This is a genomic window from Patescibacteria group bacterium, from assembly GCA_041651155.1.
Taxonomy (GTDB): Bacteria; Patescibacteriota; Patescibacteriia; order CAIXNZ01; family CAIXNZ01; genus JAPLYF01.
The window spans coordinates 1-22,008 of the sequence record JBAZJU010000011.1; the positions used below are offsets into that span (position 1 = coordinate 1).

Here is a 22,008-nt window from a genome sequence, read left to right on the forward strand (position 1 = left end):
CGTCTCACCTGCCCACAGCCCATTACTTATTACCTCCCTTTCTTCAAGGGTTAAACGATGATATTTGTTTTTCATAGCAAAACCTTAAATGATTTTAAAGTTTTGCGCTAGTCCTTTGAACCCAGTATTCTTAATTTTGTACCAGGGTTGAATTTGTGGTATAATATAATCAGATTTTAGATTATAGATGATAGATTATAGTTAGAAATCTAAAATCTATAATCTATAACACTGTAATCTTCAAACACATGGCAAAACCATTAAGTTTTTTAGGCGTTGATTTATCGCCAGATGCAATTAAAGTGGTTGAGCTCCAGCCAGAAAAAGGCAAGCCTCAACTTGTGACCTATGGTTATACAGAATCAAAGGGCGATGTTTTAATGGGTGATTTTATTTCCAATAAAAATATTACTTCAACCATGATAAAAGAAGTGGCTAATCGCGCTAAAGTCACAACTAATTTAGCTCTGGCAGCTTTGCCTATTGCTTCGGTTTTTACTACAGTGGCCAAATTATCAAATTTGCTAAAAAGAGATCTGGACAATAAAGCCAAAATAAAATCATTATTAGCAGAGGAGCTTAAAAAGATTTTACCGCGGCCTTTGGAAGAAATGGCTTTTGATTTTAATCTGCTTCCCAGCGAAGAGATAAAAAAAATGGGGCCAAATGACAAAGTTGAAATTGTGCGTTATTTGATTACAGCGGCTGCCAATGAAACAGTGAAGGAATATGTGGAAATTTTTAAGCAGTCTGGTTTTGAACTGACCAATTTAGATATTGAAGCTTTTGCCTTAGTCAGATCTTTAGTCGGCACTGATCAGTCATTGATTATGATTGTTGATATCGGGGAAAATCGCACAACATTATCAATTGTGAATCTTGGCATTCCGATTCTCAACCGCAGTATCCAAGCCGGTGGCGCATCTGTGACTAAAGCGATTGCTGACAGTTTAAAAATAACAATTTCTGAAGCTGAAAATTATAAATTGGATCTGGGCATAATGATGGCCCAGGAAAAAATGGATAATTTCCCAAAGCCAGTAGAAGACGCAATTGCCCCTATTGTTACAGAGATACAATATCTGATCAAAAATTATTATGATTTAATGGGCCAGGCCAAAATTTTGGACAAAATTATTTTAACCGGCGGCAGCGCTCTTTTAGGCAATTATTTAGATCAATATCTGACTAAAATTTTAAATATCCGAGTTTATGTCGGCGATCCCTGGGCCCGCGTAGTTTACCCTGAGGAATTAAAGCCGATATTAGCAGAGATTGGCCCGCGTTTTTCAGTGGCCTTAGGCTTGGCCATGAGAGAAATTATTTTATAATTTATGCCTATTAATCTTTTAGGCGAACCCAAGCGGCCGATAAAAAAAATTCCAGAATCAACTGAAATTGCCATGCATTTGCCTGAAAAGGAACAAAAAAGAATAGAACGAGCTCAGAAAAAAGCAGCCAAAAAAGCAAAGAAGGAAAAGGTGGTTGAAGCTCAAAAAACTGAATTTGAAGAAGTAAATTTAATCAGGGCCTTTAAAATTTATTTATTAAAAAGGCGCTTAACTTTTATAGCGATTTTTGCTATACTATTATTAGCTATAGCCGGTATTGCTGTTTATTTTCTTTATTTTTACAAACCGCAGCCCAAAATTGTTTTGAACCTTAATAAACCAGTAAATACCAATGCACTGCCAGTAAATGTACCCCTGGCTCCGCCGACGCCATCAACCTTTTGCGGGGACGGAATTTGTAATAATAATGAAACCTGCACAATTTGCGATGTTGATTGCGGTTCTTGTCCTGCAGTTGTGCCAGTAACTCCGCCCCTGGTTATTCCACCAGCGCCTCCACAGCCGTTGCCTAATACTGAATTGGCGCCTTTGCGCGGCGCCTTGATAAAATTTGCCAATGAGACAGCGATATATTTGGTAGACTGGAATGGAGAATTACGTCCGGTAGATATGCAGACAGTTTCCTTTGCCAACGGCCAAAAAGCCAAGCAAATAAGTTTAACCGAGATTTATACCATAGCGTCAAGATTTCAAGATACGAGAAGGGGACTTGAGGTGGTTGGCTTTATTCCCTGGGATCCGCGCGTTTTGACCCAGGAAGAATTAGAGCCGTTTGTTAAATAATTTATAACATAAGTAATATAAACCACAGATTTATACTCACAGATAACACAGATTTCATCAGTGCAATCTGTGAAAAATAATCAGTGGTTAAGCTAATAAATAAACATTATGCCCAAAGACACAAAAGCCAAGATTATTTTAATTGAAGATGATAATTTTTTAGTAGAAATGTACACGACTAAATTTGAGCTGGAAGGGTTTGCTGTTGTTTCCGCTGAAGATGGCCAAAAGGGTTTGGAAATGGTTAAGCGGGAAAAACCAGATATAATTCTGCTTGATATTTTAATGCCTAAAATGGATGGATTTGCGGTATTAGACGCTTTGAAAAAAGATAAAGAGACTGCTGATATTCCGGTTATATTGCTGACAAATTTAGGCCAAAAAGATGATGTTAAAAAAGGTTTTGAAAAAGGCGCTGTCGGTTATCTGATTAAGGCTCATTTTATGCCTTCAGAAGTCGTGGAAAAAATAAAGAAAATTTTAAAGGAAAATAAAAAATAAATTGGCTTAAAATAATGTCCAGCAGAGGTTTTACCAAAATTGAAATTTTAATAGTGGCAATTTTGATTGTTCTTGTCTTGGCTGCGGATTTTTTTGTAATCTCGTATTTGAATTCCAAACAGCAAGATGTCCAGGTCATGTCTGAAATCAGCCGGCTCAGAAGCGGTTTAGAGGCTTATCTTTTAAAAAATAATTATTATCCAGTCTCGCTTGAGCCGCTTGTTTTAAATAGTGAATTAAATAGCAGCGAAAAATTATGCGTTGAAGGCTTTGAAAAATTTAGCTTTCAGTGCGCCCAGGAAATTTTAAATCCAGTTCCAAATTTATATTTAACCAAAGGCAACTCTTATATTTACAAATCAACAGATAATAATAAAAATTATCAATTAGAATTTACACTCTTAAGCGACTTTCCGGCGCAGAACCTTAAAAAAGGTAAAAATTGCGCCACCAATTCTCAAATAATTAGTCAGCCTTGTTTCTAAATTTATGTTTAAAAAAAATAATGAATGGGGAGTGAGCTTAATTGAACTGCTGATCATAATCGCGATTATTGTGCTTTTAGCCGGAATCAGCATGATTGCTTTAAATAGCCAGCAAATTAAAGCCCGTGATGCCAATCGCATCAGTGATATCCGCCAAATCAGAACAGCTTTGGAATTTTATTCTAGCGATGAAGCGCAATATCCTGTCGTTGAACAGCCGATTATTTTAGGCCAGACCGGGTCAGAAAAATTGTGCGCCAAAGCCGAAGGCGCTTTTGTGAGCGCAGGCACAGAGTGTAAGACAGAGACAACTTATATGTCAAAAATTCCTAAAGATCCTTTAGCAAACCAGAAATATAATTATCTCGGCTCAGCCACTGGTTATGACATAACCTTTATCACTGAAAAAGAAAGCAGCCTGGGTCCAGCCGGCACTTATCATGCGCATTCCCAGGTTATTGATGCAGTCCCTGGCAATAAATAATTCTCAATAAAAAAAGGCAGGTTTTATAAAATTCCGGCCTTTTTTATTTGCTCAAAAACTGGTATAATTTTAGTATGATATTTGAAGCTATCCTGATATTTCTATTAGGCCTGATTTTTGGCAGTTTTTTGAATTCTTTGATTTATCGTTTGTACACGAAGCTCTCTTTATGGCAGCGTTCAATCTGCCCAAAATGCAGGAATATTTTAAGATTAATTGATTTAATCCCTTTTTTGAGTTTTATTTTTTTAGGCGGTAAATGCAAAAAATGCAGAAAAAAAATCAGCTGGCAATATCCTTTAGTGGAATTAATTACCGGAATTTTATTTGTCCTGGTTTTTTTGAAAAACGGGGTCGTAGATTTAATGCTGTTTAGAGATTTATTTTTTGTTTTTGTTTTGATTTTCATTTTAGTTTTTGACTGGAAGTATTATTTGATTTTGGATAAAATTGTCTGGCCAGCTTTGGCAATGAGTTTAATTTTAAATTTGTTTTTAGGCTTAAATTGGCTGGATTTAATTTTGGGCATGGCAATTGGCAGCGGATTTTTTTTAATTCAGTATTTGTTTTCCCGTGGTCAATGGGTAGGCGAAGGAGATATAAAACTCGGTTTATTGATTGGCGCCATGCTTGGCTGGCAATCAACTTTACTTGTGTTTATCCTGGCCTATTTAATCGGCGGATTAGTCGCAGTAATTTTATTATTAGCCAGCAAGAAAAAATTTGGCGATATTTTGCCCATGGGAACTTTTTTAGCAGCTGCCGCAATAATTGTTTTGCTTGCGGGTGAGAAAATTTTGAGTTGGTACTTCTGAATTATGAAAGCCAAATGCCGAAAGCTGAAATAAATCCATAATTAGTAATTCGGCATTCGGCCTGCGCCGACCGTAGTCGGCTACGGCCGACGAAGGTCGGATTTCGGAATTAAATTATTATGAACAAAGAAGAAACTAAAAAAAGAATAGCCAAATTAAGGGACGAGATAAATCATCATCGCTATCTTTATCATGTTTTGGATCGTCAGGAAATTTCTGATGCGGCCTTGGATTCGCTCAAGCATGAACTTTATAAATTAGAACAGCAATATCCCGAATTGATTACGCCTGATTCGCCGACGCAAAGAGTGGGCGGCGAGGCCTTGGCAAAATTTAAAAAAGTAGCTCATGGCGTGCCAATGCTTTCTATTGAAGATGTCTTTAGCCCTGAAGAATTAGCTGACTGGGAAGCAAAAATAAAAAGAATCGTGCCACATGCTAAATTTGAATATTTTGGGGAAATAAAAATGGATGGTTTGGCGATTTCATTAATTTATGAAAATGAAATTTTAGTTGAGGGTTCAACGCGCGGTGATGGCAAAATTGGCGAAGAAATTACTCAGAATTTAAAAACAGTTGAAGCCATACCTTTGAGGCTGCATAAACCAGAGAAAAAGATGATTGACGAATTTTTAAAAAAATTTGGACAGGAGCTTGACCAGAAAAAATTTTTAAATAAATTAGAGAATCTGAATGAAAGGATTGAAATCCGCGGTGAAACTTTTATGGATAAAAAAGTTTTTGACAAAATAAATAAAGACCAGGAGAAAAAAGGCGAAAAGATTTTTGCCAATCCCAGAAATGCGGCAGCTGGTTCAATCAGGCAGCTTGATCCAAAAATAACTGCAGCCAGAAAATTAGATTTTTTTGGCTATGATTTTTTGGCAGATTTTGGCCAGACAACGCATGAACAAACCCATGAAATTTTGCGCTTAATCGGAGTTAAAGATAATCCATTGAATCGCCATTGTAAAGATTTGAATGAAATTGAAGCATTCCATGATTATGTCTATAAAGAAAGGGAGCACTTGCATTATTGGACTGATGGCGTAGTGGGGGTAATAAATAATTTAAAATTATTTCAAAAATTAGGCGTGGTTGGCAAAACGCCGCGGGGGATTGTGGCTTATAAATTTCCAGCCCAAGAGGCCACGACAATAATTGAGGATGTAAAATTTAGCGTGGGCAGAACAGGCGTTTTAACTCCGGTGGCTGATTTAAAACCAGTTTTGATTGGCGGCACAACTGTGTCCCATGCCACTTTGCATAATTTGGATGAGATAAAAAGATTAGGCGTAAAAATCGGGGATACTGTTATTGTGGAAAAGGCTGGTGATGTTATTCCCAAAGTAATCAAAGTTTTTCCCAAGTTAAGGACTGGTAAGGAAAAAGAAATCCAGACGCCCAAAAAATGTCCGATTTGCGGCGGATTAGTAATTAGAAAATCGGGTGAGGTTGGGATTTACTGCGCCAATAAAAACTGTTTTGCCGTCCAAGAGCGGAATATCAGCCATTTTGTATCCAAGGACGGCATGGATATTGAGGGTCTTGGCCCGCAAATAATTGAACAGCTGATGAATGATGGTTTGGTCAAAACTCCGGCTGATTTTTATGAACTAGAAAAAGGGGACTTAGAACCGCTGGAACGCTTTGGCGAAAAATCAGCGCAAAATATTATTGAAGCCATAAAAAAAAGTAAAAATGTTACTTTGGCCAAATTTTTATTTGCCTTAGGCATCCGCCATGTCGGAGAAGAAACAGCCATTACCCTGGCCAATCACTTTGGCAGTTTGGAAAAAATTGAAAGTGCGAGTCTGGAAGAATTATATAAAGTTTCAGATATTGGTGAAATTGTGGCCAAAAGCATTTATGAATATTTACATGAGAAGAAGAGCTTGAAATCAATAAATGATTTGTTAAAGCATGTTAAAATAGCCAAAGTTGAAAAGGCCAGGCAGATTTTAGCTGGCCAAATTTTTGTTTTAACCGGCTCAATGGAAACAATGACTCGTGATCAGGCTAAAGATAAAATCAGGAGTTTGGGCGGTGAGGTGAGCGCTGCTGTTTCAAAAAATACAGATTATGTGGTGGCTGGGGCAGAGCCCGGGTCAAAATTTGATAAAGCCAAGAAATTGGGCGTGAAGATAATTGGGGAAAAGGAGTTTTTATCATTAATTAAAAGCCATTAAGCTATTAAGCCAATAGGCATTAGGAATATGAAAAAATTATATGGCTTTATGGCTAATGCCCAATGGCATTGTTTACGTCAAGCCTACGTCTCAAAATAAATTAACTCTTAAATTAAATAATCTATGCAAATCGACATCAAGGGTACCAACATGGAGCTAACTCAAGCGATCAAAGCTTATATTGATGAAAAAATCGGCGGCTTGGAAAAATTTTTTGATCAAATTTTGGAAGCGCGAGTTGAGGTCGGCCTAACCACGAAGCATCATCAAAAAGGTAATATTTTCCGGGCTGAAGTGAATTTAGAAGTTCCAAGAAAGCATATTCTACGCGCTGAAGCTGAAAAGGAAGATTTATATATGGCCATAAATCAGGTAAAAGATGAATTACAGGCGCAGATTAAAAAATACAAGGAAAAAATGCGCGGAAATGTTAAATTTTAAGCATATTTTACAATAAAAAATATCATTGAAATAATGCGCATATCTTTAAGAAAGAAAGATTGATTTTTATTTAGCTTTTGTGTTATAATATGAAAAAGAGTTTAAATTCTCAATCAATGAAAAAAAGAATGCTAAAACTTATGCTTTGGGAATTTTTTAATCTCAAATTAAAATTATTTATCTGCCTCATTTTAGCTACAAGCATGGCTTATTTGGGTTTTTATTTTTTCGCTGTCGTTAATGCTTCGGACCTAAGTTATTCGGAAGATTTTACAACCACAACTTTTAAAAATTCACTTTATACCACTGCTAATTGGCTTGGTACAGGTTTTGTAGATTTAAGCAAAGCCTTTGTGAGGGCAGATGGGACAAAAAATTATATAGATGATGTTAGCGAAGATCAAGAGGTTTCTTCTTACCCCTTGATTTTTTTAGATAATAAAAATCAGCCGTATGTTGCCTGGGAAAGTACACCCAGCGGTTTAAATTCAGAGATTTATTTCACCAAAGGCAACCTAATGACCTTAAACTGGGAGCAAATGAGCGGTACTGTAGGGAGGGACAATGTCAGCCACACAATCGGCTCTTCCAATATTGATCGAGTGGCCGTTGCTTCAGATGGGAACCCCTTTATTGTCTGGCAGGATAATACTTTGCCTGGACTAGATGGCATATATGGCAATGGCGATGATGTCCAGGGGACTGCCAATGATTATTCGATTTTATTTTCTCAGTGGAATACCAATACTAATGCTTGGTCAAAAATGGATGGTTCTCTCGGGATTGAGAAAATTTCCACAAACCCTGTTGGTTCTCCTGCCAGATTGCCAAGAATTGTATTGGATAGTTTAGATCGTCCTTATATTGTGTGGGATGAACAAGTTAGCCCGACAAATAATGAAATATATTTTACACGCTGGGATGGAACAAAATGGGCGAAGATGAATGGCGCAGCTGGAGTAGAGAATCTTAGCAACACATTAGGAGAATCAAGTTTTCCCAGAATATTGCTAGACGCAAATAATCGGCCCCAGGTAATCTGGGAGGATGCAACGCCAGGCAATAATGAAATCTTTTTCACTAAGTGGTCTCCTAGCGCCGGAACTGCAATTTGCGGAGCCGGTGTAAATAGCTGTTGGACTGATATGTCTGTTTCCAATGCGGGCAATGAAAATATCAGCAATACAGCAGGCGATTCAAATTATGACAGGCAATATGATTCAAATTTTGTTATTGGCCACAATAATTTTCCCTACATAGCATGGAGAGATAATACAGGCGCAGCTTTTTATAATCTTTATTTTTCACACTGGAATGGTACTGCCTGGTCAAGCATGGATACATTAAGCAGCGCAGATGTTTTTAATACAGGCGCCAATACCAGCAGACCTCAATTAGTTGTGGATACAACAAATAATCCTCAAATTGCCTGGCTATCAGGTGCGAATAGACTATATTTCAGCCACTGGAATTCAGGAGCCAGCCAATGGCAGTGGCTGGATGGAACACCCGGAAATCAAGTAGTTGACAATGTCACAGTTACATTTCCCACAATGGAGATAGATAGCGCAAATAATTTATTTATTTCCTGGCTAAGAAGCAACCCTAAAAATGTTGCCGCGGTTAGAAGCACCGGCTCAAATTGGACTAAATTGGATGGTACGGCAGGCTTTAGCGATGTTTCCGGCTCAACTATTTGGAGTAATAACCGTCCGCAAATGGTCTTGGCGCCAGATGGCAATTTATTTTTTACTTGGGAGACTGGGACGGGTTCTACAAATCCGGAGATCTGGACGACTTTTTGGGACAATGACCTTCAGGCTTTTCGTAATATCAGGGAAGGCAAGGAGCAATCAGCCGGCCTTGTCGGAGAAAACCATTGGGTGGCACAGAATATGAGTGTTAATTTTGATGCTGCAAACACGCCTTTTATTATTTGGAATGATCAATGTCACGCAGGTAGCTCTCTTATAGATGTTTGTTTGACGCATTGGGATGGCACAAAATGGGCCATGATGGATGGAAGCGCAGGGACAGATCAAGTCTTTGACCCAGGTGGATATTTTAATCAAAGCCCGCCGGAATTGCTTTTTGATTCAACAAGGACAAAGCCATATATGGCCTGGACTCTTTATGCTCCTCCAATTACACAAATCTGGTTTACTCGTTGGGACGGAGCAAATTTCGTGGCCATGGATGGCACAGTAGGAGCTGAAAATGTCGGCAATCTGAATTCGCTAAATGGGTTTCCCTCAACAGGAAAAAGTATGATGGTGCTGGATCCGGCTGATAATCCTTACCTGGTTGCAGCTGGCAATTCCTTGCCGGCTCTAAATGAGGAAATTAATTTTACCAAATGGACACCTGGCGCAGGAGCTTTAGTTTGCGGCGGCGTGGCTACGGACTGTTGGACTAATATGGCGGGTGATACAGCAGGCTTTGAGAATATTAGCAATGATCTCCCGATTTCATATTCCCCCACCATGTTATTGGATTCAAGTAATAATCCCTTAGTTTTATGGCTTACTGGCAGCGGCGGCAGTACAGATATATCTTTTAGCAAATGGACTCCAGGCGCGGGAGCTTTGGTTTGCGGCGGAGTGACTACGGACTGTTGGACTAATATGGCAGGCACTGTGGCTGGTTCGGAAAAAATAAATACTTTAACCGTGCAAGCTTTTGCGGGTTTTGTTTTAGATTCAACTGGCAAGCCTTTTATTCTTTGGCAGGAGAATAATAATAGTTTTTTAACGCATTGGAATGGAGCAGCCTGGTCAAAAATGGATGGTACGGCAGGACGCGATATAATTGTTTCAGGCAGCAGCGTGGGATTAGGCCAAAATGTTTTAGAATTTGATTCTCTAGATAACCCTTATATTGTTTGGGAGAATAACATAAGCGGTAATGGTGAAATTTATTTCACGCATTGGGATGGCTCAAAATTTGCGACTATGTCTGGAGCAGCAGGTTCGGAAAATATCAGTAATACGAGTGGACACTCTCACTTCCCTTTTGTGTTGATTGATTCAGCAAATAACCCTGCTATTTTTTGGCGAGATTATACCGATGCTGGGGATGTAATGGATATTTTTTTTACCAAATGGGATGGGTCAGGTTGGATTAATATGAGAAATCAGAATAGTTACACCAATGTATCCAGGAACGCCGGTACTAATGGCGGGACTGCTTACAATGCCATCTTGGACGGCAATGACAATTTTAATGTAGCATTTGACAGGCAGGAAAGCGGCATAAATAATTTGTATTTTTCCAGAACCGGCATCCCTACAAATTTTTATCGCACAGCCCAGTCTACAAATGTGTATAGCGGTTCTGAGTCTGTCACCCAGGCCACCCTTAGCAGTGTGAGCGATAATAACGGCGGCGTCGTGGATATCAAATACTATTTAAGCAATGATGGCGGCTTTATCTGGGAGCCGGCAACTGTTGGCGTGCCGATAAATTTTACCAGTAATACTTTTTTGGAATGGCGTGCCAGACTCCTCACAACAGATCCTGCAATTATCCCTACAATAACTGGGTTGAGTATTAATTATGTGACTGCTAGCGGAGGCGGATTTACAAACACGCCTCCTTCAGCGCCGATTGATTTGACCTGCCAGGCTCAAAGTACAGATACTATCCGCTGGAATTTTACAGATACGGCAAATCCTCCAAATAGTGAAACTGGTTTTAGGCTTTATGGACCGAATGGCTTTATTGCTGATACTGGCAATGAGATTGTTACAGATATTAGTTATCTTGATGAAACAAATTTAACAGCAAATATTTTGGCTAATGACCGTTATGTAACAGCTTTTAGCGGTCAGGGCGAATCACCGGCATCAAATACAGCCAGCTGCTTTACTTTGGCTAATACGCCTTTAAATCCATTAATCGGCGCACAGACTGAAAATAGCATTGTGGTTAAATTAGACCCGAATGATGATAATCCGGCAAATACGGAATATGCGATAAAAGAACTAAATAGCAACCAGTACGTTAACCCAGATGGAACTTTTAGCCTGGTTGAGAATTGGCAGACGTATGCAAGTTGGGGAGGGGACAATGGCGTTGTTGTCAATGGCGAACCATTGCCTGAGACCCAGCAACCACTTGATGCAAATATTAATGCTCAGTTTAATGCCAGTTTAACATCAGCTACAATTTACAATTTTGCGGTTAAAGCCAGAAACGGCGATGGGATAGAAACCGCTTTTTCCGGCACAACGAGCGGTACAACTGCGAGCGCGCCATCTTCTTCCACTGCGCCACAAATTTTAGCTGCAAAAGGCGTGGCTATAAATTTGGCTAAAAATGGAGGGTCTAATTTTGCGGCAATTAAATCTGCTCAGGCAGCCAGCGGGTTTGTAGAAAATCAGTCCGCCTTAAATGATAGAATGATGTCATTTTTAGAACAGCTGGCGGTATTTTTAGTTTTTGTTTTAATTTTGCTGGTAATTTTTTTAATAATCGGATTAATAAGCGCAATTAATCATTTGAATAAAAATGAAAGTTTAGGAAATAAATTCAAATTAGTCTGGCATATTTTAACTAAAGAGCCAGCTTTTGCTTTTAGCCAAAACGTCAAGCCTGATCCAAGCGGCACTTATGAAATTTCATATAACAAATTAAAATCTTTCCATAATTTCAGCCAGAAGAATTTTAAACGAATATTAGGCGTAGCTTTTATAGATATGATTATGCTGGTTGTGATATTATATAATTTTAATCATAACAGCAGCGCGCAGAATGTTCCTTATGACCAAAGCGGTCAGGAAGTCAGTGTCCAAGACAAGCTAAGCTATGTTGTGGAAATATCAAATACCGGAACTGAGACTGCCGCCAATGTCATAGTCTCCGATATTTTAAATGTTGATTTAAGTTACGTAAGTAATTCAGCAAAAATAATTAAAGATGGGCAAGTTATAACCACAGGTATTAGCATAAACAACAATAATTTAGATTTTAATATAGGTAATTTAGGAGTTGGGCAGAGCAGCGAAGTGTATTTCTCAGCCATGGTTGATAGCGGTTCAGAAGGCAAGACAATAACTAACCAGGCTCAGATTAATGGTGATAACTTTGCCATTATTAATACAAACATCACAAGTAATCTGGTTAAATCTGCAGTTGCGCCGCTGTGCGGCAACAATAAAATAGATATTGATGAACAGTGCGATGCTTCTGCTTCGCCTAATGGCTGCGGCTCAAACCAAAATTGTGTTAATTGCCAATGTCAAAATATACCGGCAGTTGCTGTCTGCGGCAACGGACTTATTGAAACAGGCGAAAGTTGCGATCCTCAGACAGCGCCAAACGGTTGTGCTCTCGGTGAAGTTTGCAGTAATTGCCAATGCTTGCCAGAAGTTGTTGTCCCGCCCGCAGTCCCGCCGCCTCCTTTGCCTCCTGTAACACCGCCAGGCATAACTCCTCCGGGTGAAAATGTGACTCCTCCAGGCATAATTCCAACAGTAACTTCAATTTTACAAAATCGTCAGTTGGAAGACGCCAGTCAAAATATAATTACCCCTTTGCTTTTAGCTCTTATTGCATTAAACACAATACCTTCGGCCATTGCTTTGACTTTAAATATTTTGCCCTATCTGCATTTAATTTTTAGCGAACCATTACTTTTACTCTTCAGGAAAAAGAGGAAAAAATGGGGAATTATTTATGATGCCCTGACTAAATTGCCAGTAGGCTTGGCCGTTGTTCGGTTGTACAGTAAAACAGACAAGAAATTAATTCAAACCAAAGTTACTGATAAAGACGGCAGATATATTCTGATCGTTAAAGAGCTGGGCCGTTATTATCTGAGCGTGACTAAGCCAGGCTACGAATTTCCAACCAGATATTTAAAAAATGACACTCAAGACCTTAAATATTTAGATCTTTATCATGGCGAGGAAATAGAGGTTAAAGAAAAAGAAGGCGTGGTTACAGCCAATATACCTTTAGATCCGGTTAATAAGATGGCTTTGACAGAAAAAGAAGCTGTTAGGAGTTATGTAATTAAAAACACGCGCTTAATCGTAGCCTATTCCGGCATAATTTTAGCCTTGCTGGTAGTTTTGATATATCCGACAATTATTACTATCGGCGCCTTGAGCCTGCATATTATAATGTTTTTAATTTTCAGAACATTAATTGTTCCGCCTAAGCCAAAAAGCTGGGGGATTGTCTACGATCAGGCTTCCAAGAAGCCTCTAGGCCAGGCCTTAGTCAGGATATTTGAAACCAGATTCAATAAGCTTTTAGAAACCCAAGTTACTGATTCCAAGGGGCGTTATGCCTTTTTAGTCGGCCAGAATAAATATCAATTACTCACAGAAAAACAAGGTTATCAAAATAAAGAAATAAAAGATGTTGATCTTGTCAGTAAAGAACAGATTGTTAATCTGGATATGGGTTTGGAGAAAATAAAATAATTTTTTAAAATGATAGCCTGCAGAAAGACCACAACTTACGATATATTTTTTTTAATTTTTACCTGCCTATTAATAATAGGTTTTTTAATTAGTTTGCCTCTTTCTTACTATCAAATAATAAATCAAAAAGCCATTGAATTCAATTTTTATAATCTAATCCAGGGTTCTTTATTGTTTATAAATTTGATTCTACTCCTAATGATGGTTATGTTGTTCTTTAGCCTATATTCGTTAATTAGAAATTTAAACATCAAGGATAATTTTTTAAAAAAAATATTATTGGCTGCGCAGTTATATGACAAAGATCCATCCCGGGCTTTTTCTGAAAATGCGCAAAAAGATCCGCAGGGTACATATAGGAATTCTTTTTACAAATACAAGCGATATCATAATTTAAGCAAAAAGACGCTCAGAAGAACTTTTTATTTGATTATTGCGCAGATAATTGTTTTGGGATTTTTGATTTTTAGTTTTACCAGTTTAAATACCAGCAATCGCGCCAATTTATATGAGTTACAGAGCGGTCAATTTAAATTAAAACAGATAAATAATTACCAGTAATTTTTTTTAAAAAGCCGCCTGATTAGGGCGGTTTTGTGGATTAAGCGGGGGCTGGAAATTTTTAGATAAATTTGTTAAACTTTAACTATTCTAAATTGATTGCAGATTTCTGAAATCTGCAATCTTTAATCAGTAATCTAATGTCAATTCTAACAAAAATTTTCGGTGATCCTAATAAGCGTGTTTTAGACAAAATCCAGCCATTAATTGAGCAGATCAATAGCCTGGAAAATGAGATGATTAAGCTTTCAGATGAGGGTTTGAAAAATAAAACCCAAGAATTTAAGGATCGTTTAGCCAAAGGCCCGCATGGCGAGGCAGGCGCAACTTTGGATGATATTTTAGCTGAAGCTTTTGCAGTTGTCAGAGAAGCCGCCAAAAGAGTTTTAGGCCAGCGCCATTTTGATGTGCAGTTAATCGGCGGCGTTGTTTTGCATCAGGGGCAGATTGCGGAAATGAGAACTGGAGAAGGCAAAACCTTGACTTCCACTTTGCCTATCTATTTAAATGCTTTAGCCGGTAAGGGCGTTCATGTCGTAACTGTCAATGATTATTTAGCCCGACGTGATTGCGCCTGGATGGGTCAGATTTATAATTTTTTAGGCTTAAGCGTTGGCTGTATCCAAAACCAAAGAGTGACTTATCTTTACGATTCAACCGTTAAAGCTGATAAGTCAGACAATGCCGAAGAGCTGACCAAGATTTTCAAAGTTGATATGGATAATTTGCGTCAGGTTGAAAGCCGGCGCGCAGCTTATGATTGCGACATAACTTATGGCACAAATAATGAATTTGGCTTTGATTATCTGCGCGATAATATGGTGCAGAGCCTGGCTGAAAAAGCTCAGCGCGATTTGTCTTATGCCATTGTGGATGAAGTGGACAGCATTTTAATTGATGAAGCCAGGACTCCGTTGATTATTTCAGCTCCAGATGAAGACTCAACTGATAAATATTATAAATTTGCCAAGATAGTCACAATTTTGCAGGCTAATGAGGATTATAATATTGATGAAAAAATGCACAGCGTGACTTTTTCAGAAAATGGCCAGGAAAAATTAGCCAAACAGCTGGGGTTTGACCCCTGGGTTCAGATGGATTATGAATCCACTTTCCATCTGGAAGCGGCTTTGAAAGCCCTAACTTTATTCCAGAAAGAAAAAGAATATGTGGTCAAAGACGGGGAAGTTATAATCGTAGATGAATTTACCGGCCGTTTGATGCAGGGTCGCCGTTATTCAGAGGGCATTCATCAGGCCATTGAAGCTAAAGAAGGCCTGCAGATCCAGAAAGAAAGTAAAACCTTGGCAACTATTACTTTCCAGAATTTGTTCCGCTTGTATGAAAAATTGGCTGGCATGACTGGCACAGCCATGACCGAAGCTGAAGAATTTTACAAAATTTACAAATTGGATGTGGTGGAAGTTCCGACTAATAGAGTGATGGTCAGAAAAGACCTGAATGATTTGATTTATAAAAATGAGCAGGCCAAATTTCAGGCAGTAATTGAAGATGTGAGAAAGCGCCAGGAATTGGGTCAGCCTGTTTTAGTCGGCACTATTTCCATTGAGAAAAATGAGTATCTGTCAAAACTTTTGGAAAAAAATGGCATTAAGCATAATATTTTAAATGCCAAAAACCACGAGCGTGAGGCTGAATATATTGCTCAGGCCGGGCGTTTGGGCTCAGTGACTTTGGCCACAAATATGGCTGGCCGCGGCGTGGATATTATTTTGGGCGGTAATCCGCCTGATTCAGAAGAAGCAAAAAAAGTTAAAGACTTAGGCGGTTTGCATGTGATTGGCACTGAAAGGCATGAAGCAAGGCGTATTGACAATCAATTGCGCGGCCGCGCCGGCCGCCAGGGCGATCCTGGCTCATCCCAATTTTTTGTGTCATTGGAAGATGATTTAATGCGCATTTTTGGTTCTGACAGGATTAAAAGCATAATGGAAACTTTGCACATGCCTGAGGAGGTTCCGATTGAGAACCGTTTTATTTCTAAATCATTAGAACAAGCCCAGCGCAAAGTTGAAGGCAATAATTTTGACATCCGCAAGCATCTGGTTGAATATGACGATGTTTTGAACAAGCATCGTGATGTGATTTATGGCCAGCGCCATGAAATTCTGGAAATCGCGGAAAATTTTAAAACTGATGTGGCGCTCAAAGACAGAATATTTGAACTGATTGAGGCTGAATTGGAACAAGTTGTAATTTTTCACGCAGCTGGCGACAATGAGAGCCAGTGGAATTTGCAGGAAATTTATGAAGTGGCCTCAACTATATTTCCTATTGATGCCAATGATAAAATTAAGCTGGAAGAAATCAGAAAAACAGCTGGTGATCGGGCTGCTGATGCGCATGCCCGCACAAAAATAATTGATTACTTGATGGGCTTAGCTCGCGCGGCTTATGAGAATTTGGCCAAACAAATCAATGATCCAAACTTTATGAAAACCATTGAAAAAAGCGTGATGTTGCGTTCTTATGATTATTTTTGGATCCATCATCTGGAAGCAATTAATCATTTGCGCACAGGCATTGGCTTACGCGGCTATGCCCAGCTAGATCCTTTGGTTGAATATAAAAGAGAAGCTTATCGTTTATTTAATGAACTTATAAATAATATCCAGAAGCAAATTGTTTACAGCATTTATAAAGTTGGTTATGTTAATCAGGTTGCGCCATCTATAGTTGAACAAGCCAAAAAATTCTCAGGCGCTCAAGAAACAATGAAAGAAGGCGCTCAGCCCTTTGTGGCAGACGAAAATGTATACGGTGATCAAGGCGACCGTTCACAACAAGTAGTTAAAAAAAGAGGGGAAGTGGGCAGGAATGAACCGTGTCCTTGCGGGAAAAAAGATGAGAATGGGAAACCTTTGAAATACAAAAAATGTTGTGGAAAATAAAAATTAAATCCTAATTATGTTTTCTGAAAGTGAAGAAAAAGCAATCGCAGATAAACGCAACCATTTGCAAATGGTTAAAGAAGGTACCATTACTTTTCAGGACTTGGCTAATTTAAAAATGCAAAAAAGAGTAAATTGGCTTAAGGAACATTTAGAGGAAATGCTTGCAAAATATAGGGAATTAAGTCCTGAAGAACAGGCGTATAAAATTGTTTTCTTTGAGTATATGAAAATAAATCCTGAACATTCGGAAATGGTGCGCGTTTCTCCGAAAAAGATAATGATAAAATCTTATAATTTTTGTCCATATTTAGAGGCATGTCGTCTTTTAGATTTTGATACCAGGCATGTTTGCCAAATAATTGAACCATCAATTCAAAAAATGGTTGAATTAATCAATCCAAATCTTAGATTTAGCAGAAATTATACAAATGTCCGACCTCATAAAGAAGATTTTTGCGAAGAATATATAGAATTTTTGTAGATTTTTAAACAAAAAATATGATTTACTTTATAACCGGCAATAAAAATAAATTTGCTGAAGTAAAAGCAATCCTCCCTGAAGTTGAGCAATTAGATATTGATTTGCCAGAAATTCAAGAAATTGACACCAAGGAAATCGTTAAAGAAAAATTATTAGAGGCACTAAAGCATAAAAAGGGGGAATTTATTGTGGAAGATACCTCGTTATATTTAGATTGTTTAAATGGTTTGCCAGGTCCGCTGATAAAATGGTTTTTGCAGACAATTGGCAATGAAGGGTTAGCGAATTTGGCTGATAAATTGGGAGATGACAATGCTGTCGCAAAGACAATTATTGGTTATGCAAAAAGTCAGGAAGATATTTATTTTTTTGAAGGGGTGATTAATGGTAAAATAATCAGTCCACGAGGCGAAACAAATTTTGGCTGGGATCCGATATTTTTGCCAGACGGTTATGATAAGACATTTGCAGAAATGAGCAGGGAAGAAAAAAATAAAATAAGTATGAGAAGAAATGCTTTTAATAAATTAAGTGAATTTTTGCAGCAACATTAAAAAATGCTGAAGGTAAAAATATGTACAAGCGGCCTTATAATATTACGGAAATAAAAAAGCATTATCCTGATCAGGCGGAGATATTGTTAAAAGATCCTGTACATTTATGGCGGGCTGAAACTGGGATTGAATTGATTCATAAAGAGCCGACTTTAGATGAACAGGAGAGAATTTGGAGAAATTGGAATGAAATGTCTGATGAGATGAAAAAGAAAAGTGACGAGAAAAGCATGGGATTATTTGGTAAAAATAATGCCGCACATAATAAAGAAATCATGCGGGGTTGGAAATAAGATTAGAAAAGGTTACGGGTTTGAAAACTTAAATAAAAATTATGGAATTTAAAGAAATCATAACGAGAGCCAACCAGATCAAAGATAAATATAATGCTCTGCATAAAACCCAGGCTGAGCCAGAATGGGGTATTAGTGAATATACGCAGGGTTTAGTCAGTGATGTTGGTGAACTCATGAAATTAATTATGGCAAAACAGGGTTTTCGCGCAACCCCTGATCTTGATGATAAGTTAAAGCATGAATTGGCTGATTGTTTATATTCAATTTGTGTTATCGCGCATGAGCTAAATATTGATCTGGAAAAAGAGTTTATAAAAACAATGTCTGAAATTGAAAATAAAAATTAAAGATATGAATGTTAAATCATATTTGTCAATTAAAACAAAGATAACCAAAGGAGGAGTTGAAGGGCTTGGATTGTTTGCTTTAGAATCCATAAAAAAAGGAGAAATAATTGGCATTAAAGCAGGGCACATATTAACTAAAGATACTTTGAAAAATATTGGTGGCCTAAAAAGTAATATTGGACAGGCTATGTTGCAAATCAGCGATGAATTTTTTGTCGGCCCTTTAAAAGAGGAGGAAATTAAAGATAGTATGATGTCTGTTAATCATTCTTGCAAACCAAACATTGGTATTCTAGGTAATGTTATTTCTGTTGCCATGCGGGATATAGGACAAGGAGAGGAATTAACAAATGATTATGCCATGTGGTTATCTGATAATAAATATCAGTTAGAATGTAAGTGCAGCCAACAGGGATGTCGGAGAGTTATTACTGGGAATGACTGGAAGATGCCAAATTTGCAACAAAAATATAAAGGATATTTTTCTCAATATATTCAAAGAAAAATAGATGGAGAGAAACGGCTCCCTAATTAGCTAAGAATAAAATTCAAAATTAAAAAATTATGAAATTTATCAAATACATTATCAGAAAAATTATTGCCCATTTTATCAGTGGCAAGGTTGAGCCAATGAAAGTTGCGGAATCGCAGATAAAAATTGCGGCTACTCATGGTTTTATTGTTTTTCAAGATAAGGAATTCCGCCAGTTGATTAATTGGGATAAGCAAAGCAAGGTTGAACAGGACAGAATTTTCAATGAGTTGGTTGCGACAGCAGTAATTTTATTGCACGCGCTTTATCTTAATAAATTGCCTGATATAAAAAAAGAAAAACAGGAATATTGGCAGCAAGTCTATGATTGTATGCCCGAGTCTTTTATTGATTATTTAAAGTCAAGCGGCGTGCCAAGCGAATTTGCGGCCATGTGGCAGAAAGTCATTGATCAGCGCTGGGATGAATATCAGGAAAATAAAAATTATACGCGCCAGGAATTTTATGATTTTGATCCGGGTGAAAGTAATCATCCTTATAATGAATTATTGAAAGAACTGGTTATGATAGTTGAAACAATCAGAATCTCCAGCATTCTACATCTGACGCGCGGCCGCGCCAAGCCCAAAGATCCGCTCAATAGATATTTGCAAAAATGGCTGGCGCAATTAACTAATCGCCTTTACGAAGAAATCGGCTGGTAGAATAAAATATTATACCCCACTTTCTTGTCCGCCATAGCGCAGCGGCGGCGGAAGTGGTCAAAATTATGATTACATACCAAGATTTTGAAAAAGTAGATATCAGGGCAGGGGAAATTATTAAGGTTGAAGATTTTCCCGAGGCGAAAAAGCCAGCATATAAGCTGACCATTGATTTTGGTTCTGAAATCGGGATTAAAAAATCTTCCGTTCAAATTACAAAGCATTATACAAAAGAAGAATTGATTGGAAAACAGGTGGTTGGAGTAGTAAATTTTCCACCCAAACAGATTGGGCCATTTATATCTGAAGTTCTAACTTTGGGTTTGTCAGATGAAAACGGGGATGTGGTTTTATTATCACCAACAAAAAAAGTCCCAAAGGGCGGGAAGATGTTTTAAATTTAAAACATGAAACCTCAAATTAAATTAGGCAAATATAAACACTATAAAGGCAAAGATTATCAAGTTATTGGTCTTGCCAGACATAGCGAAACGCTTGAAGAATTAGTTGTGTATCAGGCGCTTTATGCTAAAAAACAAATCTGGGTCAGACCAGTAAAAATGTTTTTAGAAAAGGTTGAAGTTAATGGAAAAAATGTCCCTAGATTTAAATTCATTGGAAAGTAAATAAATTTTTATGTTTAATCTTTTTATCAAAAACCGCAAAGGCCAAAATATTGCAGTAATAGTGGAAAAAGCAGAACCGCAAAAGGGGTTGGCTTTTGTAATGCATGGCCTGGGCGGTTTTAAAGAACAGACGCATATTCAGGCCATGGCTGAAGCTTTTAAAGAAAATGGTTATTCGGTTATAAGATTTGATACAACTAATACTTTAGGTGAAAGTGATGGCAGCTATGAGGATGCGACAGTCACCAATTATTACGAAGATTTGGAGGATGTTATTGATTGGGCCAAAGAGCAAGATTGGTATCTGGAACCTTTTGTTTTGGCTGGCCATAGTTTAGGCGGCATTTGTACTGCTTTATATGCAGAAAAATATCCAGATAAAGTTAAGGCCTTGGCGCCGATTTCCACAGTTGTGTCAGGTAAACTAAGCGTGGAGGCGCATAGTAAAGAAGAGTTAACTAATTGGGAGAAAAGCGGCTGGAAAATAAATGAAAGCCGTGCCAAGCCTGGGGTCATGAAACGTTTAAAATGGTCTCATATCATTGATCGCCTGAAATATAATTTATTGCCAGAAGTTGATAAATTGAAAATGCCTGTTTTGTTAATTGTTGGTGAAAATGATGATATAACTCCATTAAAGCATCAGCAAATTTTATTTGAAGCTTTGCCGGGCCAAAAAGAATTGTATGTAATTAAAGGCTCATGGCATACATTTCGCGAAGAAAAACATTTGCAGGAGTTAAAGAATATATTTGATCAATGGATTAGGAAAATTTAAATTTGTATAAGGAGAACAATTTAATTATTTAAATAAACCTTATGAAAAAAATCTTCATTGGCGCATTGCTTGTGGCAATCGCCATAACTTTGGCTGCTTGCGGCGCTCAAAAAGGCGTGGGACAAAACGCAGACCAAGGGGAAGCGTTTAAAGGTTCTATCCAGGATTTAATTACGCGAGGTAAAAGCGCAAAATGTGTTTTACAGGCTAAGGCAGGGGATAGTATTATTTCCGGCACGACCTATATTAGCGGTAAAAATGCCAGGAGTGATTTTCAGATGACTGGTGCGGGAGAAGCAGCTACAAACGGGCATTTTATTTCTGACGGTACTTGGATGTATTCATGGAATGATGTTTCAAAAGATCAGGCAGTTAAGTTTAAAATTGATGAAATGCAAAACCCAGAATTCAAGAATCAGGCTGATAATAGCGGCGCAAATAATTATGAAGACCAAATGGATTACAAATGTTATCCTTGGAGCCCCAGCTCAGCGTCTTTTGTTCCGCCTGCTGATATAAATTTTAAAGATTTTAGCGCAATGATGAATCAGCTTCAGCAGCAAACTCAAGGTTTGAATAATTTGCCTGGCGGCAATTCTGCAATGTGCGCACAATGCGACAAAATTACAGAAACGCAGGCAAAAGCATCATGCAAACAGAGTTTGGGCTGTAAATAGAATTATAAAATATAATTTAAAAACCGGTTCGATGTTTATCGGATCGGTTTTTGGGGTATAAAAAAATCCGCCAGTTGCTTTTTTGAAGCTATGGC

21 protein-coding genes are annotated in these 22,008 nt (G+C 37.9%); all 21 read left to right on the plus strand.

Annotated features, from left to right (window positions below; translation table 11 throughout):
* The first annotated feature begins 248 nt into the window (after window positions 1-248).
* On the plus strand, window positions 249-1,331 hold the full coding sequence (pilM, locus tag WC460_06350; protein ID MFA5188953.1) for a type IV pilus assembly protein PilM: 1,083 nt from the start codon (window positions 249-251) through the stop codon (window positions 1,329-1,331).
* 3 nt (window positions 1,332-1,334) lie between these two features.
* Window positions 1,335-2,135, plus strand: coding sequence for a hypothetical protein (locus WC460_06355; protein MFA5188954.1), 801 nt, complete (start codon window positions 1,335-1,337; stop codon window positions 2,133-2,135).
* 108 nt (window positions 2,136-2,243) lie between these two features.
* On the plus strand, window positions 2,244-2,636 hold the full coding sequence (locus tag WC460_06360) for a response regulator (GenBank protein ID MFA5188955.1): 393 nt from the start codon (window positions 2,244-2,246) through the stop codon (window positions 2,634-2,636).
* A gap of 14 nt (window positions 2,637-2,650) precedes the next feature.
* Complete coding sequence (locus WC460_06365) at window positions 2,651-3,121, plus strand: type II secretion system protein (GenBank protein MFA5188956.1); 471 nt, start codon at window positions 2,651-2,653, stop codon at window positions 3,119-3,121.
* A 4-nt stretch (window positions 3,122-3,125) separates the two neighbouring features.
* The gene (locus tag WC460_06370) at window positions 3,126-3,605 is read left to right on the plus strand and encodes a type II secretion system protein GspG (GenBank protein ID MFA5188957.1); all 480 of its coding nucleotides are present in this window, start codon (window positions 3,126-3,128) and stop codon (window positions 3,603-3,605) included.
* Between the two features lie 74 nt (window positions 3,606-3,679).
* Window positions 3,680-4,420 (plus strand): prepilin peptidase, encoded by a 741-nt coding sequence (locus WC460_06375; GenBank protein MFA5188958.1) that lies wholly within the window; start codon window positions 3,680-3,682, stop codon window positions 4,418-4,420.
* 119 nt (window positions 4,421-4,539) lie between these two features.
* On the plus strand, window positions 4,540-6,609 hold the full coding sequence (gene ligA, locus WC460_06380) for an NAD-dependent DNA ligase LigA (protein ID MFA5188959.1): 2,070 nt from the start codon (window positions 4,540-4,542) through the stop codon (window positions 6,607-6,609).
* A gap of 123 nt (window positions 6,610-6,732) precedes the next feature.
* Window positions 6,733-7,050 carry a ribosome-associated translation inhibitor RaiA gene (gene raiA / locus WC460_06385; GenBank protein MFA5188960.1) on the plus strand — a complete coding sequence of 106 codons (318 nt, stop codon included), beginning with the start codon at window positions 6,733-6,735 and terminating at the stop codon, window positions 7,048-7,050.
* Window positions 7,051-7,190: 140 nt separating this feature from the next.
* Window positions 7,191-13,481 carry a hypothetical protein gene (locus WC460_06390; GenBank protein ID MFA5188961.1) on the plus strand — a complete coding sequence of 2,097 codons (6,291 nt, stop codon included), beginning with the start codon at window positions 7,191-7,193 and terminating at the stop codon, window positions 13,479-13,481.
* Window positions 13,482-13,688: 207 nt separating this feature from the next.
* Entirely contained in the window at window positions 13,689-14,042 is a 354-nt protein-coding gene (locus tag WC460_06395; protein MFA5188962.1) for a hypothetical protein, read from the plus strand.
* Window positions 14,043-14,182: 140 nt separating this feature from the next.
* A complete protein-coding gene (secA, locus tag WC460_06400; protein MFA5188963.1) occupies window positions 14,183-16,954 on the plus strand; it encodes a preprotein translocase subunit SecA in 2,772 nt (923 codons plus the stop codon).
* A gap of 16 nt (window positions 16,955-16,970) precedes the next feature.
* Window positions 16,971-17,438 carry a hypothetical protein gene (locus tag WC460_06405; GenBank protein ID MFA5188964.1) on the plus strand — a complete coding sequence of 156 codons (468 nt, stop codon included), beginning with the start codon at window positions 16,971-16,973 and terminating at the stop codon, window positions 17,436-17,438.
* Window positions 17,439-17,455: 17 nt separating this feature from the next.
* Window positions 17,456-17,992, plus strand: a complete 537-nt coding sequence (gene rdgB / locus WC460_06410; protein MFA5188965.1) for an RdgB/HAM1 family non-canonical purine NTP pyrophosphatase — start codon at window positions 17,456-17,458, stop codon at window positions 17,990-17,992.
* A gap of 20 nt (window positions 17,993-18,012) precedes the next feature.
* The gene (locus WC460_06415) at window positions 18,013-18,285 is read left to right on the plus strand and encodes a hypothetical protein (GenBank protein ID MFA5188966.1); all 273 of its coding nucleotides are present in this window, start codon (window positions 18,013-18,015) and stop codon (window positions 18,283-18,285) included.
* A 41-nt stretch (window positions 18,286-18,326) separates the two neighbouring features.
* Window positions 18,327-18,635 (plus strand): MazG nucleotide pyrophosphohydrolase domain-containing protein, encoded by a 309-nt coding sequence (locus WC460_06420; GenBank protein MFA5188967.1) that lies wholly within the window; start codon window positions 18,327-18,329, stop codon window positions 18,633-18,635.
* Window positions 18,636-18,639: 4 nt separating this feature from the next.
* On the plus strand, window positions 18,640-19,170 hold the full coding sequence (locus WC460_06425; GenBank protein ID MFA5188968.1) for an SET domain-containing protein-lysine N-methyltransferase: 531 nt from the start codon (window positions 18,640-18,642) through the stop codon (window positions 19,168-19,170).
* Between the two features lie 29 nt (window positions 19,171-19,199).
* Complete coding sequence (locus WC460_06430) at window positions 19,200-19,832, plus strand: hypothetical protein (GenBank protein MFA5188969.1); 633 nt, start codon at window positions 19,200-19,202, stop codon at window positions 19,830-19,832.
* Between the two features lie 65 nt (window positions 19,833-19,897).
* Window positions 19,898-20,230 carry a tRNA-binding protein gene (locus WC460_06435; GenBank protein MFA5188970.1) on the plus strand — a complete coding sequence of 111 codons (333 nt, stop codon included), beginning with the start codon at window positions 19,898-19,900 and terminating at the stop codon, window positions 20,228-20,230.
* Window positions 20,231-20,239: 9 nt separating this feature from the next.
* Entirely contained in the window at window positions 20,240-20,458 is a 219-nt protein-coding gene (locus WC460_06440) for a DUF1653 domain-containing protein (GenBank protein MFA5188971.1), read from the plus strand.
* Between the two features lie 10 nt (window positions 20,459-20,468).
* Complete coding sequence (locus WC460_06445) at window positions 20,469-21,236, plus strand: alpha/beta fold hydrolase (protein MFA5188972.1); 768 nt, start codon at window positions 20,469-20,471, stop codon at window positions 21,234-21,236.
* A 41-nt stretch (window positions 21,237-21,277) separates the two neighbouring features.
* On the plus strand, window positions 21,278-21,913 hold the full coding sequence (locus WC460_06450) for a hypothetical protein (protein MFA5188973.1): 636 nt from the start codon (window positions 21,278-21,280) through the stop codon (window positions 21,911-21,913).
* The last annotated feature ends 95 nt before the right edge of the window (window positions 21,914-22,008 follow it).

Coding starts and splice junctions, on each gene's coding strand:
- pilM (MFA5188953.1), top strand. CDS start 249: ATGGCAAAACCATTAAGTTTTTTAGGCGTTGATTTATCGCCAGATGCA.
- WC460_06355 (MFA5188954.1), top strand. CDS start 1,335: ATGCCTATTAATCTTTTAGGCGAACCCAAGCGGCCGATAAAAAAAATT.
- WC460_06360 (MFA5188955.1), top strand. CDS start 2,244: ATGCCCAAAGACACAAAAGCCAAGATTATTTTAATTGAAGATGATAAT.
- WC460_06365 (MFA5188956.1), top strand. CDS start 2,651: ATGTCCAGCAGAGGTTTTACCAAAATTGAAATTTTAATAGTGGCAATT.
- WC460_06370 (MFA5188957.1), top strand. CDS start 3,126: ATGTTTAAAAAAAATAATGAATGGGGAGTGAGCTTAATTGAACTGCTG.
- WC460_06375 (MFA5188958.1), top strand. CDS start 3,680: ATGATATTTGAAGCTATCCTGATATTTCTATTAGGCCTGATTTTTGGC.
- ligA (MFA5188959.1), top strand. CDS start 4,540: ATGAACAAAGAAGAAACTAAAAAAAGAATAGCCAAATTAAGGGACGAG.
- raiA (MFA5188960.1), top strand. CDS start 6,733: ATGCAAATCGACATCAAGGGTACCAACATGGAGCTAACTCAAGCGATC.
- WC460_06390 (MFA5188961.1), top strand. CDS start 7,191: ATGCTTTGGGAATTTTTTAATCTCAAATTAAAATTATTTATCTGCCTC.
- WC460_06395 (MFA5188962.1), top strand. CDS start 13,689: ATGTTGTTCTTTAGCCTATATTCGTTAATTAGAAATTTAAACATCAAG.
- secA (MFA5188963.1), top strand. CDS start 14,183: ATGTCAATTCTAACAAAAATTTTCGGTGATCCTAATAAGCGTGTTTTA.
- WC460_06405 (MFA5188964.1), top strand. CDS start 16,971: ATGTTTTCTGAAAGTGAAGAAAAAGCAATCGCAGATAAACGCAACCAT.
- rdgB (MFA5188965.1), top strand. CDS start 17,456: ATGATTTACTTTATAACCGGCAATAAAAATAAATTTGCTGAAGTAAAA.
- WC460_06415 (MFA5188966.1), top strand. CDS start 18,013: ATGTACAAGCGGCCTTATAATATTACGGAAATAAAAAAGCATTATCCT.
- WC460_06420 (MFA5188967.1), top strand. CDS start 18,327: ATGGAATTTAAAGAAATCATAACGAGAGCCAACCAGATCAAAGATAAA.
- WC460_06425 (MFA5188968.1), top strand. CDS start 18,640: ATGAATGTTAAATCATATTTGTCAATTAAAACAAAGATAACCAAAGGA.
- WC460_06430 (MFA5188969.1), top strand. CDS start 19,200: ATGAAATTTATCAAATACATTATCAGAAAAATTATTGCCCATTTTATC.
- WC460_06435 (MFA5188970.1), top strand. CDS start 19,898: ATGATTACATACCAAGATTTTGAAAAAGTAGATATCAGGGCAGGGGAA.
- WC460_06440 (MFA5188971.1), top strand. CDS start 20,240: ATGAAACCTCAAATTAAATTAGGCAAATATAAACACTATAAAGGCAAA.
- WC460_06445 (MFA5188972.1), top strand. CDS start 20,469: ATGTTTAATCTTTTTATCAAAAACCGCAAAGGCCAAAATATTGCAGTA.
- WC460_06450 (MFA5188973.1), top strand. CDS start 21,278: ATGAAAAAAATCTTCATTGGCGCATTGCTTGTGGCAATCGCCATAACT.